Genomic DNA, 13,767 nt, shown 5'->3' with positions numbered 1-13,767 from the left:
TCGGGAATCGGGAATCGGGAATCGGGAATCGGGAATCGGGAATCGGGAATCGGGAATCGGGAATCGGGAATCGGGAATCGGGAATCGGGAATCGGGAATCGGGAATCGGGAATCGGGAATCGGGAATGGCTGATGGCTGATGGCTGATGGCTGATGGCTGATGGCTGATGGCTGATGGGGAATGGGGAATTTTGCGATCGCACTAAACTGATTTTACAAACAAGCTTGTAGGGTGGGCAAAAACATTTTGGTTCACATGAGTCTTCTAGATAAGATAACTTTGCCCACCCTACTTTAATTGGTATTTTTTTGACTGCTCTCAATTTACGCTGAAACTCAGGAGTAAGTTGCACCTCAACTAACGGAGCGTCAGTCAATATCAATTCCCTCCCAGATTTGAGAAATGGGTAGGGTTTGTCCAGTCACAGCTTGCTGCCAAGATTTGCGAAAGCTTTCTGCTGAAAAGTCAGTATTATCGCCTTCTGGTATAGTTTGAATTTCTAGGGCATGGTTTTTTTGAATAATTGTGGATAGTATTTTGAGTAGTTCAAGCTGCTCTACTAATGAAAGCGACTGAGCAATGTTGACCGCTTCTTGAAGCTGTGATTTCATTAATCTCCTCTATTTATAATTTAATTGTCTACAGTCAAATAATAGAATATTCTTTACCCATTACCCATTACCCATTACCCATTACCCATTACCTATTACCTATTACCCATCACCCATTCCCGATTCCCGATTCCCGATTCCCGATTCCCTAAATTGGTAACTCCTTCCCGGCAACCGTCAAGCCTTGAGTTACCTCCAAATTGCCGTTAATTTTAAGAGTTTTTGATGGATTGAGAGGGGACAATTCGATATCACCTTGATCAGAAATATTAAGGCGTAAAATTTCCTCTCCCTTCATCGTGATCACCAACCCCGCCTTTGCCTCTGAGACATCCAACACCAGCTCATCCTTAATCGTGATTCCCTTCTCAGCCACCAGGGGTCCGGTTGCCGTTACGTTGTTATTCGTTTCTAGGGAAATACCATCCTCTTGATGTAAACAAATTAGAGCATGACCAGGACTTTTTTCACCATTCTTTTTACCATGAGGACATTGCTCATCTGTCCCCTCACACCAACCATTTTCATCAGGTTCCTCAATGGGGCTAGGCATATCATAAGGACAGACGAAAATTTTGAGGTAAACAGGATGGTCTCCTTTTAGATCTTGAATTGAGCCATTTAAAAATTTATAATCGCTATTTGCCCCTTTGATTCTAACCATTACCCCACCTTGGTATTTCTCGCCTTTGCCTGAATTGAATTAATCTTCTCTGTTGGCACCATCACCGGACAGGGAGCGCCGAGGTTACCCACATGGGTGTGGGTACTCAGAATAATATCGTCACTATCACCAACCGCATTAGCCGGTAACCGTCCACCAACTTGTACAGAAGCCGTACTTGCATCCCCAATCTTGATCGAACCTACACTTTTGACGGTGACATTAGAGCTAGCTGCATCAATGGTGATGCCCCCACTTTCAACTTTAATCTTGCAGGTGCCGTTATCAATAGTGATATTACCACCAGATAAAGCCACGGTACATTTTTCGTTTTTCAGGGTAGCATCTCCTCCTTCCAGGGTGACATGGCACTTTTCGTTGGTGAGATCAATTTTTTCATCATCGACAGTAATCACCTGTTTCTCATTTTTACTAGTAATAGTAACTACCCCCTCCTGATCAATTTTCAAACTACCCCCGTCTTTCGGGTTATTTTGTAGGTAGAATTCCTTTTCCTTGTTGACAGGGGGTTGGTCTTGGTCATTGTAGAGCCGACCAATAATCACAGGAGCATTGAGATTACCCCCAATAAAGGTAACCAACACCAAATCCCCAACATTGGGAATATTAACCAGTCCTAAATGGGGGGTTGCTACTGGCACTTTGCGCAATTCAAAGTCTTTGCCGTCTGGCTGTTTCTTGTTCTTTAACTTGACTGAACATTGGTAGTTGTCCTTGTCACTCTCAGAGGTATGGGGAAACACCGCTGTCACAATCCCCAACTCAGTAGTGTAAACTTTACGTGCTTCCTGCCGAGCAACCTTCTGCATTACTCCAACAATCGAGTCTGTCACACTTCCTCCCAATCAATTACAGTACAAAAACCACTACGGCGATTGAGACGGTGGCTCACTCCCGTGACTTTGAAGCTACCATTCAGGGTAGCCATCGGCATTTTTGACACCTTGATCTCATCTCCTAGCTTGACATTAGCATTACCTAGCACCTTAATTTCACCCCGTTGCTTCTGGCGCTGCTTAGCCAAAACCGCCTCAGCCATTTTCTGAGCAACTGCCTGGGTACGAGCTGTGGGGTCAGTCAGTCGTAGAGTCGTAAAACCAGAACCGGAACCAGCAGTACCCTTAACCTCTTTTTTCGTAAGCCAAGAGTAAGCCTGTTCTCCTTGTCCTTGACTGCTGGGACTTTCCCCGTAAATTTCTACCTGCTCAACCCCAGGATGGGGTTGCTCCAATTCCAAGGCCAGAATGTCTTCCCCATATTTGAATTGATGGGTACTGGCAGGGTTATATTTGGCAAATACAGCTTTGTCTTGGGTGTTGGCATAGAAATCAAAGCCACATTGTTGTGCTAAGGTCTCGAGCTCGTCATAGGCTGACCTCAACTCTCCCACCCCATAGACCGAAAATTTCAGACCATTCTCCACTTGCCCCACCTTCACCTTGCCCAACTTGAGAATATCTTTGACAATATCTCCAGCATTTGGTTTTTCGTAAACCCGATTTAACCGAGCTGCGGTCAAACTCCCAAAAGTGCTGGCAGCCTCAATCCTGACACGGTCAATGCTCCAGTCTACCCTACTAACCTTACCGGTAAAGACTAACGTTTGCTTATTCTCATAGCCCAATTCCACCGATACCAGCTCTTCTGGACTGATAGTTAAACCCTGTGGTAACCCTAGAACAAGACAGCAGGTATTAACCGGAATAGTTAAAGAACTATGCGATCGCAACTCAATGAGCTGCGTTTGTTGCCCAGCGTTACAGACAACGCTACCAATTTTAATGGTGTAAGCAATTTTTAACATCAGGAGAATTTAGAATTTGGAATTTAGAATTTAGAATGGGGGATGGGGAATCGGGAATCGGGAATCGGGAATCGGGAATTGGGAAAATTAGCGATCAAGATAAACTTGATATAGCACTACCCTCCCAATCACCTATTACCTATTACCCATTACCTATTACCTATTACCTATTCCCTAACTAAACCGGCAAAGCATTCAACAAGCGATCAAAAGAATCAGCCACATCCTCCAAACCAATATCCAGTTCACTTTTTAGCTGCTCAAGCCGTTGCCGCAGTGCTAAAAAAAGCTTATTAATAGCTGCTCGCAATTTTTCGGTCTTTTGCACTACTTTTTGCTGATACTGGCTATCTAGAGCATCACCTACTGCCTGAGGAATGTCTCTTAATAGTTGGATTATATTTCCATGTAACTGGTCTAGTTCATCAACAATGTTTTGAGGATAAATCTCTTTGAGCTTGTCTTTTAAATAAGGGAAAATTGATTCCATATTCATCACAATCAGGTCTTGGGTATAACTCGCTTCGATTAACAAACGGTTAAAGTGAACCAGATCACTTTTATAGTCACCTAAACTTAAAACTTTAACCTCGGTAGTCAAGGTTACTCCCTCAAACCGTTGCTTATTGTAGAAGTCTTCCTGGAGCAGCAGGTTATTCAACTCTCGAATCACCGCTTGTTTAGTTCCTTCTGTCTTCGCCTTTAGCAACAATTTAGTAGTCTCAGAAAGCTTACTATTGATGTACTTAGAAACGTTATCCTCGGGTTGAGCAAGTTTTTGGATTAAACTATCAATATCTTTAAAGTCACTCTCATCAAAGGAATTCAGCAGTAGCTTCGGCCTCAGAGACTTTAAGGTTTCCAAAGTTGTTGTATATGTCCCTTCGATTGCTTTTACTACCTCATTAGTCAGACTGTCAATGGCATTCTTAACCCCATTAATTGCCTGACGAATTTGGTCTCCTAGCGTCTGAGCAACCTGGCTGAGAATCTCCACTAATCGTTTCGGAGCATCCTCGATAATTTTGATCACATTGCCAATGTCACCAAGAACAGTACGAGGCTGCTCTAGTAATTTGTCCAAAGCTTGGAGAATTTCCCGCAGAGGATTGACAATCTGTCGGTTGAGTTCATCGGGAATAACTTGCTTGAAGTTAGCCATTACCTGCTGAGGAGAAGTGCGGTTGGCACTTTCTTGCAAGCGATCGCGTTGGCTCTCATTCCCCTGGAGTCTAGTGGTGTCTGTAACGATAGTATTGACTTGTTCGAGAACCTCTTGGGGGGAAGTTGCAGTAAAGTTTTGATAAAGGTTTTCCAAGCGTTTTCGCAAATCTTCATAATCTACAGCAATTTCTGCTGGTAGAGTTGGCAAGCTGGCTGCTGGTGGTGCTGGTAGAGTTGCTACCACCTGCTGATAAGCTGTCACTTGTCCGGCAACGCCATCGGTTGCTAGATCATCGGGAGTCTGGGTGTAAGTTGCGATCGCGTTTTGGAGTTCCTGCAATTGCTGTGTCAAACCCTGCTCATCAACTGCATTCACCTTGGTCACGATCCCATCTCGGATTTTCTCAACCTCTTGAATTTTTTCGGCAAAACTGAAGCTCAATATCTCCTGCAAAGTGTTCCAAAAATCTGACTTGAGGACATCTGACAACCCGATATTCGCCATCAGCTTATCTACTTGACTCAAACCATCCGTCACTTTGCCCACAAGCTTCTCGACAGGTAAATTATCTAGCTGGGTTTTGACAGTTGCCAGCTGCTGATTCAGGAAATCTGTTATCGTTTTGGGAGATAAGGACTCAATCACCCCTAACAACTTTTCGTATAATTCTTCTAACAAATCCAACAATTGCTTGGGATTAATCACTTCTAGTTTTTCAATGATATCATTATAAAAGTCTTTAACTGGTTGAAGAAGTATAGAAGGCTTGTACTCATTTAATTTATTGATCACAGGAGTAAGATAGGGCTCGAGAAAATCAACCACCAGAGTACCAGGTTGTAAAGATTCAATTTTGTCGTTAATTTTATTAAATTCCCCTTCGATTAAAGCCACAATATTGTCTAAGGGAGCTAAAATCTCATCAAAGGCAGCTTTCAACTCAGGGTTAACGACACCCGGAACATCCACCGCTTTAATTACCTCTGTTCCCACTTTTAGTGCGGTTTTAACCGGGGTACTAAGGGTAGAGACATCAACCGCTTTTAACTCCTTCTCCAAGTCATTGCTTTTGGTTACCACCACTTGAAACGCTGGTTTAAGGGACACTTCTTTGAGATTGTCAGTAATTGTCCCCATACCCTCTTCAGCTTGTTTTAGGGCATTAGTAATCTGAGGACTGTCCAAAATGGCACTAACTTTGTCAAACAGCTCATTGATTTTATGGTCTAACTGCTCTCGGTTGAGCTGGGTTTTAATTTGAGTATTAACACTTTCAATTGACGTTTTTATGTGGTCAGTTTGCTGTTCGAGGTTTTTAGAAAATTCATCAACTTTACCAACAATAGTTGTGGAGGCTTCATTACATACTTTTTTAAATGGTTTAACTAATTCTTGGGACTTCCCATAAGTATTTTTAAGAAACTCTTTAACCTTTTGAATAATTTCTTCAAGATAGCTTTTGACTTTATTTAACAGCTCTTCTCCCTGCTGAATTTTGTCGGTAATAGCTTTGGTGACTTTAGTAGCAATCTCCTCAACCTGACTAATTGCTTGTTCAATAACCTTTGGTATTTTATGGGCAAACTCCCTGAGTTTATCGGTAATAGTTTTAACTTTAGCTGTCAGAGTCTCAATATAAGTCTTGATTTTATTAAAGAAAGGAACTAAACCTCCTGTAGTAGCACCACCTTCTGTAGTACTAATTAATTCCTCTAAAGCAGTTTGTAAATTTGTGATATCAAAGTTTTGTAAATTTGCCAGAGCTGTCTTTGTGCTAGCATCAATGCTCTCAAATTCTCTAGCAATCGCTCTAGTTCTTTTTATCAGTTCTTTAAATTGCTCTTTTTTTAGGGAAGTAGGGTCTTTTAGGGAATCCAGCAGTTTGTTATATTCTGCTATTAATTCAATTCGCCGCTTAATATTACTTTCAATGCGGCTAATAGCCTTGGAAGGAAGTTGTTCTGCTAAGGAGTTAATCTGTTCCTTAAAAATTTCGGTGAGGGCTTGTGACTCAAATTTTTTCAGTAATTCATCTGGATCTGACAATTTATCGAGTAATTTTTTTAGTCCTTTGAATAAAACATCCAAGGTGCGAACAGGTAGCATCCCTGCCTTGGTGACAAATTCTTCAAATTCCCCAAAGATAGTTGGTGTGCCTGTAGGCAATTCTCCGATACTGAAACTACCTATCAAGTCTTGAGTTAAAGAGGAAATCGTATCTTTAATTTCATCAGCAATCTTCAAATCTCCGAAATCAGCTGCCTTGGGTAAGGGAATGGCTGCGGTAAGGCTGTCGAAGTTAAGTTCTGTGAGTTGGTCGATTTTTCCGGATAATTCTGCTTTCAGTTCCCCAGCAGATAAAGGCACCTGGGCAATTATCTTCTTTACATTTGTAAAATCGACCTGAGGAAGCTGCTCTTCTATTTGCTGCTGATAATTACCAACATCAGGAAGACCATTTTGAGCCAGTTGAGCAACAGTACTTTCCGCTTGAGTACATTGATTTTGAGCATCAGCAAATGCTACTTTAGGATTAATGTCTTTGAATTGCTCGACAATAGAGAGTGCCATAATCTTGAGTCTGATTAACTTAATCTTGTGTGTAAAAGCTGGTTTAAAGCTAAAAACGGCAACTTAAATCCCAAAAATAGCTTTTAATCCTTCTGTTACTTTATCTAAATCTTTTGTGGCTTCTTGTACGGGTTCTAAAGCTCTTTTTAACGGTTCAAATGGGTTAGTAATTTCCGGAATAGTACCCAGTTGTAGAGCATCAGGAAGAGTGGCAACATCCATCAGATTCTTCGCCTTAACCTGAATCGAATCGTCTACCTTAGCAACACCTGCAAACCCTTGACTACTAGGAGGATCAGTATACTCAGCAATGGTCAAAGTATAGCTGAACTGCTCTGGCTCCTTAGCTAATTGAAACACCTCAAATCGTTCCACAATAACCTGGCCAAAGTAGCTTCTGCCAACAATTTCGGCAATAAAATCCACAGGTTTCCGCTGTTTGTAAATTTGTCGCAGTTTCTCCAAGTCCTTACTTGCTTGAGAACCGTAAAAGATACCACTAATCCCTAAGAATACTGAATCCCGTCCCAAGTCCTGCACAAGGTTTCCTGCCATACCAGGAACACGATGGGAGATCAAATTCGCTTGCTCTAGGGTGACCAGCCGATGCACCCGGTTTAGCTTAATTCCTCCTAACTCAATAGCCATGATTAGCTGCTCCCATAAAATCTACGGTATTCGCGACTGACTTTGCGAGCGATCGCGTCCATAATCTCATCTAAGTCCATTTCTGGTGTACCGTTGCGGCTGATCATATCTGTTTCAACCTCTGTTTCTAGCTTGCTGGGATCGGAAGAATGGGTAATAGGTAATGGGTAATCGGTAATAGGTAATGGCTGATGGGTAATAGGTAATGGGTAATGGGTAATGGCTGATGGCTGATGGCTGATGGCTGATGGCTGATGGCTGATAGCTGATGGCTGATGGCTGATAGCTGATGGCTGATGGCTGATGGCTGATAGCTGATGGCTGATGCCTGATGGATCACTGGAAGTTTGAAGAGCCTGGGGTGATGCAATATCAATATCCGCACCCAAGGGAAACCTCTGCAAGGTTTCGGGACTCGCACCACTAATTTCTTCACCACTCCCATAGTCATCAATCAGTTGATCGGGAGTTGCGTTGGTAAATAGTACTTGATCTCCGTTATCCTCCAAGTCCTCCGGATCTACTAGGTTTGAGTACAACGTGGGATCAGAGGCACTAACCAGATTAGGGTTTGCTAAATCTAGCTGTTCCTGGGAAGGTAATAATTCGGCCAGTTCTTTCAAACCCTGAACATTACTCGAATGCTTTGGTAAGACTACTTCTTCATTCCTGCCCAGAGTCGGTTTTTTAGATATAGGTTGGGTTGAGGGAGCAAAGGAGGAAGAACGGAAGAGTTCTTCATCTAGGGTCAGCTCCTGTGCAGGAGTAGTTGTGGGCACTTTCTGCCCTCTGCCCTCTGCCTTCTGCCTTCTGTTAAGAGTCTCTGTAGGCAGTATTGGTAATGGTGGCTTAAACTCCCCATCTGTATGCGCCAGTTCCTGTGCAGGGGGAACCTTCTGCCCTGTGCCCTCTGCCTTCTGCCTTCTTGTAGCCCCTGATTCCACCCTAGACAATACATCCCCTGAAGTAACAAAAACTTCGCTATTATTCCCCTTGCTTACTTGATCTCTACGGACTGGTGTTGACCAACTATCCTCCATAGTTGGATTAGGAGTTGCTAAACCTTTTGGGATAAACCCTGAAGTCAGCCAGGTCTCCAAAGCTGTGAATTCCTCACCTAGCTGTCCAACCTGAGATACAACTTCCTCTAAACAGCGGATTTCAGAGCAATCCTCACTCGTCAAATAATTCCCAGCTAACCCCCCTGCGGTGTATTCACCAATCAAGGCTTGAAACTCACTACGTAGGGCTTCCCCAAGAGCGACGAGAGCGTTATTGATATTAGGAAAGCTTTCCCCAGGCATCGCCATGACTAATTTCTTCATCTAACATTTGTAAGTATATCGAGACTTGCCCCATGGTCATTGTTTGCACTTGTTGGGGAGTCCAGCCAAATGCACGGGCTAAACGGTAGCTGGCTTTTACCAATGGGGAAGCACTCAAGCCATTTAGGTTTTTTTTTCCGTCAACCCACTGATTTGTCTAATTTGAGCGATCAAAAAGTTAACCAACCCCAGATGCATCTTTTTGACTTGTTCTAAGGAAAGCGCTGGCTTTACCAGTGATTCCTTGATCATCAACAAGGGAATTAACCCTGGATCATTTTTCCCGGCTTTCATAATTAGCCCAAACGTACCAATAGTCAAAGGACGTAGCTGCACAACCACATCAGCCTCTGACTGCTGATTGCTTTGAGTAGGTTGCAAGATATGTGGAGGCACTACAACATTAAAGATAACGGTAGAACCAGCTAGGAGTTCTTCTGGTGTTGGTTCCATTTGAGCATTGAATTCATTAGTTATTTGTCATTGGTTAACTCTTTTCCTCTGCACTAATGCGTAAAGCTTTAAAGCTAACTCCTTCCATCACAAAATCATCTTCAGGTAATTGAAAACTCCAGCTTTCAAACTTAACACCAAACACAGTAAGGGTACTACTTTGGTCAGGAAAGGCTGGATTTTTCAGGGAAATAACGATATTAAAGGAAGGTTGAGGAATTGCGGCAACTGGCGGAGGACTTGTTGCTCCATCACCCAGCAGCAGCCTAATTAAAGCCCCATTAACATGAGCTCGTTGCACGAAGCCAGAAACATTGATATTTCCGGGACGCAACTCCGTTGGGAAACGCTTACCAATTTCGTGGTAAGGTCGTAACTCATTTTCTACCTTGACCGTTACGTTCTGTAAGCGCCCAACTATACTCGAAAATTCATACTCACCAATTAAACTATCCGCAAGTTTACCTTCTACTGACTCACTGTCATCGACAGCTAGAACTAACGAGGCATCAGAACCGCGAAAGACATTAACATTGGGCATACTAGTCCTCCTAAATATTTCCGAAATTTAAGGATTTTCATCCTTCGTTGTGAGGGCAGCTGATGGTGCGTGACTGTCTTTTTTTACTCGAGATACATCGTCACCTGGATAAAGTCGATGCTAAAGGTTGGCATTAGAGTCATGGTAACCATCACCTTCCCTTCTTTTTCTTGAGCGCGGGTTGCTGATACATCAAGTTGATAACTTACCAAGGCTTCATTATCTACCATGCGCGTCAAGAAAGCATTCAGGGTAGCTTTCATAGCTCCCCGCACTCGTTCATTATTCAACTTGCCGATATAGGGATTGCAACTGCTACGAACTCCGTAGATTGCATAGTCTACAATCCGTCTGGTAGTGATTTGCTTCCAGGCTCCATCATCAGTGGTTATTCCCTTAACGATGCGAAATCCAGCCCGTTTTTCTACTGTTAAAACACGGTTTGTGACCAGTTTTTCCAGTTTTGCACTGTTAAATTCCGTAGTTAGACCTTCAATTGTTAGGGTTTTGTTAGTGGGACTGGTTTGTACAGGCAACGAAGAAAGCATCCCAGCCACAGCAGCAGCTAGGTAACTACCGGGTAGCTTGTTTTGCTTTCCTTGAGATGAAACCAAAATTCCCGGTGCTGTAAAAATGATGCGGTCATTGTTGACGGTGTGACCAGTAATAGTTTCTAAGCTATCTTTACCGTTGGTAAAGCCACTACCAATGATGCCAATCCGCTCTCGCTTGATTCCTGCTGTTGTCTTCAGGTGTCCCTCTAGAGCGGTTAACATCCCTGTTTTGGTAACATCTTGCCCAGCTAGTAACACAATGTTAACGATTTCATTCTCTAGGAGAGCTAAACTTCTTTTGTAATCGTCACTGGCGGCATCAGCACCATTGTTGCCTCCACTGAAGTTGGCATCATTTACGGGGTTTGGTTTTCCCGGTTTTATAGTCTCCTCAGCCTCCACCAAAGCTGATTTTTGATTAACCTCAGTCTTGAGTTCCTCAATTGTTTTTACTGAGTATGTTTCCTCAATTCTGTCCTGGAAGAGTTTGACTGTTATTTCTGTGTTAACTGTAACTGTAATCTTGATCTCATTGCCCCAATTACCAGGAGTTTTAGCTTGCAGCGTCAGCAATGTCTCCGAATCCGATTTCAATTCATATTTTGCCTTAGAGCAGCTTGACTTTGCAGCTGTCCGCACGGCATAAACTGTTTGCCCTCCATTTTGATAAATCAGCTCTAGAGCACGAATTAATGTAAGTTCATTTTTAGTCCCATCTTGCCACTCGTCACTTTTCCCAAAAATTTCCTTAGCTTCAGACAAGCTACCGAGCAATTGCACCTGGTCTACAAGTCCTTTTTCCGCTGTGCCAACAATTCCAATGTTCCCTGTAACTACCCCGCCAGGACTAATTAACCCCTGATCACGCACCTCAATGTAAGTGCCTGGTAAAACCATCGTCTGAGTCATGAAAACCTCCACAGGAATTCAACGATCATACTAATTATCCTGCGCACTTTAAAATTTTACTAGTGCATCACTACCATCGGATTCCAGAAGATAATTGCCCTGAAAAATTAGTTAAACTTTGTACCGGGTCTGAAATAGCCTATAATTAGGAGGTTTGTCCAGGGCAAAACCATCTAATTTTTTTAGACAAATGACTAAAATTATGTACTGAGGATTTAACAGGAGGATCGCTGTCTAAATAAGAAGTAGCGATCGCCATGGTAGTTTAACTTAACGATAATTCCTGTTATAGCAATTCTCTATGCCATGAGGTACAAAGGGATCCCCCGTTGGTCCCCCTTATCAAGGGGGACTTTTAGGTTTAAAAGCGTACCTCATAAATCCTAGAAACGCTATAGAATTATTTGCTCTGATCAGATCCTGATATCCTATTTCCCCTAAAGCCCTTATGTGCCCAGATGTTTCTATCCCTCAACCAGACCTCAGTAGCAATGGTTCAAACGTCCAAACCATGACTAATGTCAGGGAGTCAGTCTCACCACTGGTAAACTCAATTCCGCCATTGTTAGGAGCTTCTATAGTAGAGTTAACCAGCTGGATACAACAACAGGGACAACCAGCTTATCGAGGACGTCAGTTACACGGATGGATTTATCAAAAAGGAGTGCGATCGCTTTCTCAAATTTCTGTCTTTCCTAAACAGTGGCGTAACACCCTCGCCGATGTCCCCATTGGTCGGTCAACGTTACACTACCGCTTAGAAGCAAAGGATGGTACGGTAAAATACCTGCTCCAGTTATCAGATGGTCAAATTATTGAAACTGTGGGTATTCCCACACCAAAGCGTCTGACCGTTTGTGTGTCTTCCCAGGTCGGTTGTCCCATGGCTTGTGACTTCTGTGCTACTGGTAAAGGCGGATTCACTCGCAATCTGGCTCGCCATGAAATTGTCGATCAGGTTTTAACAGTAAGAGAAGATTTTCAACAACGAGTCAGCAATGTGGTGTTTATGGGTATGGGAGAACCCTTGCTGAATACCGAAGCTGTGGTAGGTGCAGTCAAGTCTCTTAATCAGGACCTGGGGATTGGAGCGCGATCGCTTACTATCTCAACAGTTGGTATTCCCGGTCGTATCCGCCAACTCGCTCAGCATCAACTACAAGTCACCCTTGCCGTCAGTCTACATGCCTCAAATCAGCAGCTACGGGAGCAACTGATTCCTAGTGCCAAGCACTATCCTCTCAAAGCACTATTAGATGAATGTCGAGACTATGTAAACTTAACAAGTCGCCGAGTCACCTTTGAATATATCCTTTTGGGTGGACTGAATGACTCTCAAAAACATGCTGTTGAGTTGGCTAAGAACCTGAGGGGGTTTCAGAGTCATGTCAATTTGATTCCCTATAACCCCATTAGTGAGGTAGATTACCAGCGCCCTAGTTACCGCAGGATTCAAGCCTTTGTTGAAGCTCTTAAGCAGCAACACATTGCTGTCAGTGTACGCCATTCCCGTGGTCTTGACAAAGACGCCGCTTGTGGACAACTTAGAGCATCTAGGAGTACTTAGAAGTAATGTTTTCGGTCATGTTTTAAAGGTTGCTTAGGTAGGATGGAGGCGAACAAAATATAAGCGATGCAGCGCGGTCTTGGGGGTTTCCCCCACTCGCTATTGCATCAAGAAGGGACGTTTTACTTACCCTTCTGTTAAAAACCTACCCTTATGAGTTCGCCCCCTCACCCCCTCATTGCTTAAGCACTAGGAGCATAGATGCCAGGGGCATAAGCCTCAACCACCCTGCCAGTGCGAGAGCAGCTAATCATTAAATAATCACAGACGGGGCATTGAGTCTGGGTTAGGTGAGTGTTTTGACAATAAATCTTTTGAGCACTACTGCCACAATTAGGACAGTAAACGTTCTGTGTTATCTGCATGTTAAACCTTGTTTTATTCAGTCAGTTATTAAAAAATGACTGCCTCTAACAAGCACCGACCCTGGTTCAACCATCTACTAGTACCGCTTTGGTAAATTCAAAATGAATTATTCAAAATTCAGATCCCGGTGCGCTTTCCGTAGGCGAATTAAATTCGCCACGGGTCGCACCGCAAGCTGATGATGTAAGCTTTTCGTTGGTTTTGAATGGTAGCTTTACTTTATTTGTGCTGTCTTGTACTAGTTAGATATAACCACTCAACTGATTAATCTGGAGGCAGCAATCGTTAATCTTTCCTTAACTATTGTATTTAAGTCTTATTTTTTTGGGAATTAATTTAACAATACTTAGCAATAGTGTTTACATATTTTAATATTCCGCACAAATTGGCACTCCAAGACTAGGTGATTTTTATTAAAAATAAGCTTCTATCCTATTGATCCCTAATTGATCCCTGATTATTTGCTGTAATTTTTTATACAAATACTTGATAATATCTACCGTAGACAAAACTAGTTTTATCACAAAATATGTGAGATATGATACCGTATTCGGTTGATTACTTATC

The 13,767-nt window shown here is 42.8% G+C and carries 15 protein-coding genes and 1 pseudogene; 3 read left to right on the top strand and 13 right to left on the bottom strand.

Annotated features, from left to right (window positions below; genetic code table 11):
• A pseudogene (locus F6J94_RS19600) lies at nucleotides 1–377 on the bottom strand (hypothetical protein); the annotation flags it as partial.
• Nucleotides 370–612 carry a hypothetical protein gene (locus F6J94_RS19595; RefSeq protein WP_293023995.1) on the bottom strand — a complete coding sequence of 81 codons (243 nt, stop codon included), beginning with the start codon at nucleotides 610–612 and terminating at the stop codon, nucleotides 370–372. The gene F6J94_RS19595 and the pseudogene F6J94_RS19600, both read right to left, overlap by 8 nt.
• On the opposite strand from F6J94_RS19595, the gene F6J94_RS19590 reads away from it, so the two are divergent.
• Nucleotides 603–764 (top strand): hypothetical protein, encoded by a 162-nt coding sequence (locus tag F6J94_RS19590; protein WP_293043515.1) that lies wholly within the window; start codon nucleotides 603–605, stop codon nucleotides 762–764. The two genes, F6J94_RS19595 and F6J94_RS19590, sit on opposite strands and share 10 nt — an antisense overlap.
• On the opposite strand, the gene F6J94_RS19585 is transcribed toward F6J94_RS19590, so the two are convergent.
• Genes F6J94_RS19585 through F6J94_RS19575 form a run of 3 tightly spaced genes read right to left on the bottom strand, consistent with a single transcriptional unit; the run spans nucleotide 761 to nucleotide 3,101 of the window.
• Nucleotides 761–1,276, bottom strand: coding sequence for a hypothetical protein (locus F6J94_RS19585; protein ID WP_293043513.1), 516 nt, complete (start codon nucleotides 1,274–1,276; stop codon nucleotides 761–763). The two genes, F6J94_RS19590 and F6J94_RS19585, sit on opposite strands and share 4 nt — an antisense overlap.
• Nucleotides 1,276–2,130 carry a phage baseplate assembly protein V gene (locus F6J94_RS19580; RefSeq protein WP_081431195.1) on the bottom strand — a complete coding sequence of 285 codons (855 nt, stop codon included), beginning with the start codon at nucleotides 2,128–2,130 and terminating at the stop codon, nucleotides 1,276–1,278. Before F6J94_RS19580 ends, F6J94_RS19585 begins: the two co-directional genes overlap by 1 nt.
• On the bottom strand, nucleotides 2,127–3,101 hold the full coding sequence (locus tag F6J94_RS19575) for a hypothetical protein (RefSeq protein ID WP_075899932.1): 975 nt from the start codon (nucleotides 3,099–3,101) through the stop codon (nucleotides 2,127–2,129). The genes F6J94_RS19580 and F6J94_RS19575 overlap by 4 nt, the downstream gene beginning before the upstream one ends.
• Nucleotides 3,102–3,136: 35 nt before the next feature.
• Here F6J94_RS19575 and F6J94_RS19570 point away from each other — a divergent pair, with 35 nt between their 5' ends.
• Nucleotides 3,137–3,283, top strand: coding sequence for a hypothetical protein (locus F6J94_RS19570; RefSeq protein WP_293043511.1), 147 nt, complete (start codon nucleotides 3,137–3,139; stop codon nucleotides 3,281–3,283).
• On the opposite strand, the gene F6J94_RS19565 is transcribed toward F6J94_RS19570, so the two are convergent.
• The 7 genes from F6J94_RS19565 to F6J94_RS19535 all read right to left on the bottom strand — a co-directional run bounded on the left by F6J94_RS19565 (nucleotide 3,280) and on the right by F6J94_RS19535 (nucleotide 11,267).
• Nucleotides 3,280–6,837 carry a hypothetical protein gene (locus F6J94_RS19565; RefSeq protein WP_293043509.1) on the bottom strand — a complete coding sequence of 1,186 codons (3,558 nt, stop codon included), beginning with the start codon at nucleotides 6,835–6,837 and terminating at the stop codon, nucleotides 3,280–3,282. The genes F6J94_RS19570 and F6J94_RS19565 overlap by 4 nt on opposite strands.
• 63 nt (nucleotides 6,838–6,900) lie before the next feature.
• Nucleotides 6,901–7,485: a DNA circularization N-terminal domain-containing protein gene (locus F6J94_RS19560; protein ID WP_075899928.1), complete on the bottom strand. Its 585-nt coding sequence runs from the start codon at nucleotides 7,483–7,485 to the stop codon at nucleotides 6,901–6,903.
• Between the two features lie 2 nt (nucleotides 7,486–7,487).
• The gene (locus F6J94_RS19555) at nucleotides 7,488–8,810 is read right to left on the bottom strand and encodes a hypothetical protein (RefSeq protein WP_293043507.1); all 1,323 of its coding nucleotides are present in this window, start codon (nucleotides 8,808–8,810) and stop codon (nucleotides 7,488–7,490) included.
• Nucleotides 8,767–8,928 carry a hypothetical protein gene (locus tag F6J94_RS19550; protein ID WP_158069592.1) on the bottom strand — a complete coding sequence of 54 codons (162 nt, stop codon included), beginning with the start codon at nucleotides 8,926–8,928 and terminating at the stop codon, nucleotides 8,767–8,769. The genes F6J94_RS19555 and F6J94_RS19550 overlap by 44 nt, the downstream gene beginning before the upstream one ends.
• Before the next feature lie 5 nt (nucleotides 8,929–8,933).
• The gene (locus tag F6J94_RS19545; protein WP_075899926.1) at nucleotides 8,934–9,263 is read right to left on the bottom strand and encodes a hypothetical protein; all 330 of its coding nucleotides are present in this window, start codon (nucleotides 9,261–9,263) and stop codon (nucleotides 8,934–8,936) included.
• Nucleotides 9,264–9,297: 34 nt separating this feature from the next.
• Nucleotides 9,298–9,804, bottom strand: coding sequence for a hypothetical protein (locus F6J94_RS19540; RefSeq protein WP_075899924.1), 507 nt, complete (start codon nucleotides 9,802–9,804; stop codon nucleotides 9,298–9,300).
• A gap of 83 nt (nucleotides 9,805–9,887) precedes the next feature.
• Nucleotides 9,888–11,267 carry a phage tail sheath C-terminal domain-containing protein gene (locus tag F6J94_RS19535; RefSeq protein ID WP_293043504.1) on the bottom strand — a complete coding sequence of 460 codons (1,380 nt, stop codon included), beginning with the start codon at nucleotides 11,265–11,267 and terminating at the stop codon, nucleotides 9,888–9,890.
• A 511-nt stretch (nucleotides 11,268–11,778) separates the two neighbouring features.
• On the opposite strand from F6J94_RS19535, the gene rlmN reads away from it, so the two are divergent.
• The gene (gene rlmN / locus F6J94_RS19530) at nucleotides 11,779–12,834 is read left to right on the top strand and encodes a 23S rRNA (adenine(2503)-C(2))-methyltransferase RlmN (RefSeq protein ID WP_293024045.1); all 1,056 of its coding nucleotides are present in this window, start codon (nucleotides 11,779–11,781) and stop codon (nucleotides 12,832–12,834) included.
• A gap of 182 nt (nucleotides 12,835–13,016) precedes the next feature.
• On the opposite strand, the gene F6J94_RS19525 is transcribed toward rlmN, so the two are convergent.
• A complete protein-coding gene (locus tag F6J94_RS19525) occupies nucleotides 13,017–13,199 on the bottom strand; it encodes a replication restart DNA helicase PriA (protein ID WP_293024026.1) in 183 nt (60 codons plus the stop codon).
• Nucleotides 13,200–13,767: the final 568 nt, after the last annotated feature.

It is taken from the genome of Moorena sp. SIO1F2 (assembly GCF_010672755.1).
GTDB lineage: Bacteria > Cyanobacteriota > Cyanobacteriia > Cyanobacteriales > Coleofasciculaceae > Moorena.
The sequence above is the reverse complement of the archived record's forward strand: the minus strand, read 5'-3'. Positions and strand labels throughout refer to the sequence as shown.

Excerpts from the sequence above, each read along its gene's own strand:
- F6J94_RS19595 (WP_293023995.1), bottom strand. The coding sequence starts at position 612 with ATGAAATCACAGCTTCAAGAAGCGGTCAACATTGCTCAGTCGCTTTCA.
- F6J94_RS19585 (WP_293043513.1), bottom strand. The coding sequence starts at position 1,276 with ATGGTTAGAATCAAAGGGGCAAATAGCGATTATAAATTTTTAAATGGC.
- F6J94_RS19575 (WP_075899932.1), bottom strand. The coding sequence starts at position 3,101 with ATGTTAAAAATTGCTTACACCATTAAAATTGGTAGCGTTGTCTGTAAC.
- F6J94_RS19570 (WP_293043511.1), top strand. The coding sequence starts at position 3,137 with ATGGGGGATGGGGAATCGGGAATCGGGAATCGGGAATCGGGAATTGGG.
- F6J94_RS19565 (WP_293043509.1), bottom strand. The coding sequence starts at position 6,837 with ATGGCACTCTCTATTGTCGAGCAATTCAAAGACATTAATCCTAAAGTA.
- F6J94_RS19560 (WP_075899928.1), bottom strand. The coding sequence starts at position 7,485 with ATGGCTATTGAGTTAGGAGGAATTAAGCTAAACCGGGTGCATCGGCTG.
- F6J94_RS19555 (WP_293043507.1), bottom strand. The coding sequence starts at position 8,810 with ATGAAGAAATTAGTCATGGCGATGCCTGGGGAAAGCTTTCCTAATATC.
- F6J94_RS19545 (WP_075899926.1), bottom strand. The coding sequence starts at position 9,263 with ATGGAACCAACACCAGAAGAACTCCTAGCTGGTTCTACCGTTATCTTT.
- F6J94_RS19540 (WP_075899924.1), bottom strand. The coding sequence starts at position 9,804 with ATGCCCAATGTTAATGTCTTTCGCGGTTCTGATGCCTCGTTAGTTCTA.
- F6J94_RS19535 (WP_293043504.1), bottom strand. The coding sequence starts at position 11,267 with ATGACTCAGACGATGGTTTTACCAGGCACTTACATTGAGGTGCGTGAT.
- rlmN (WP_293024045.1), top strand. The coding sequence starts at position 11,779 with ATGACTAATGTCAGGGAGTCAGTCTCACCACTGGTAAACTCAATTCCG.
- F6J94_RS19525 (WP_293024026.1), bottom strand. The coding sequence starts at position 13,199 with ATGCAGATAACACAGAACGTTTACTGTCCTAATTGTGGCAGTAGTGCT.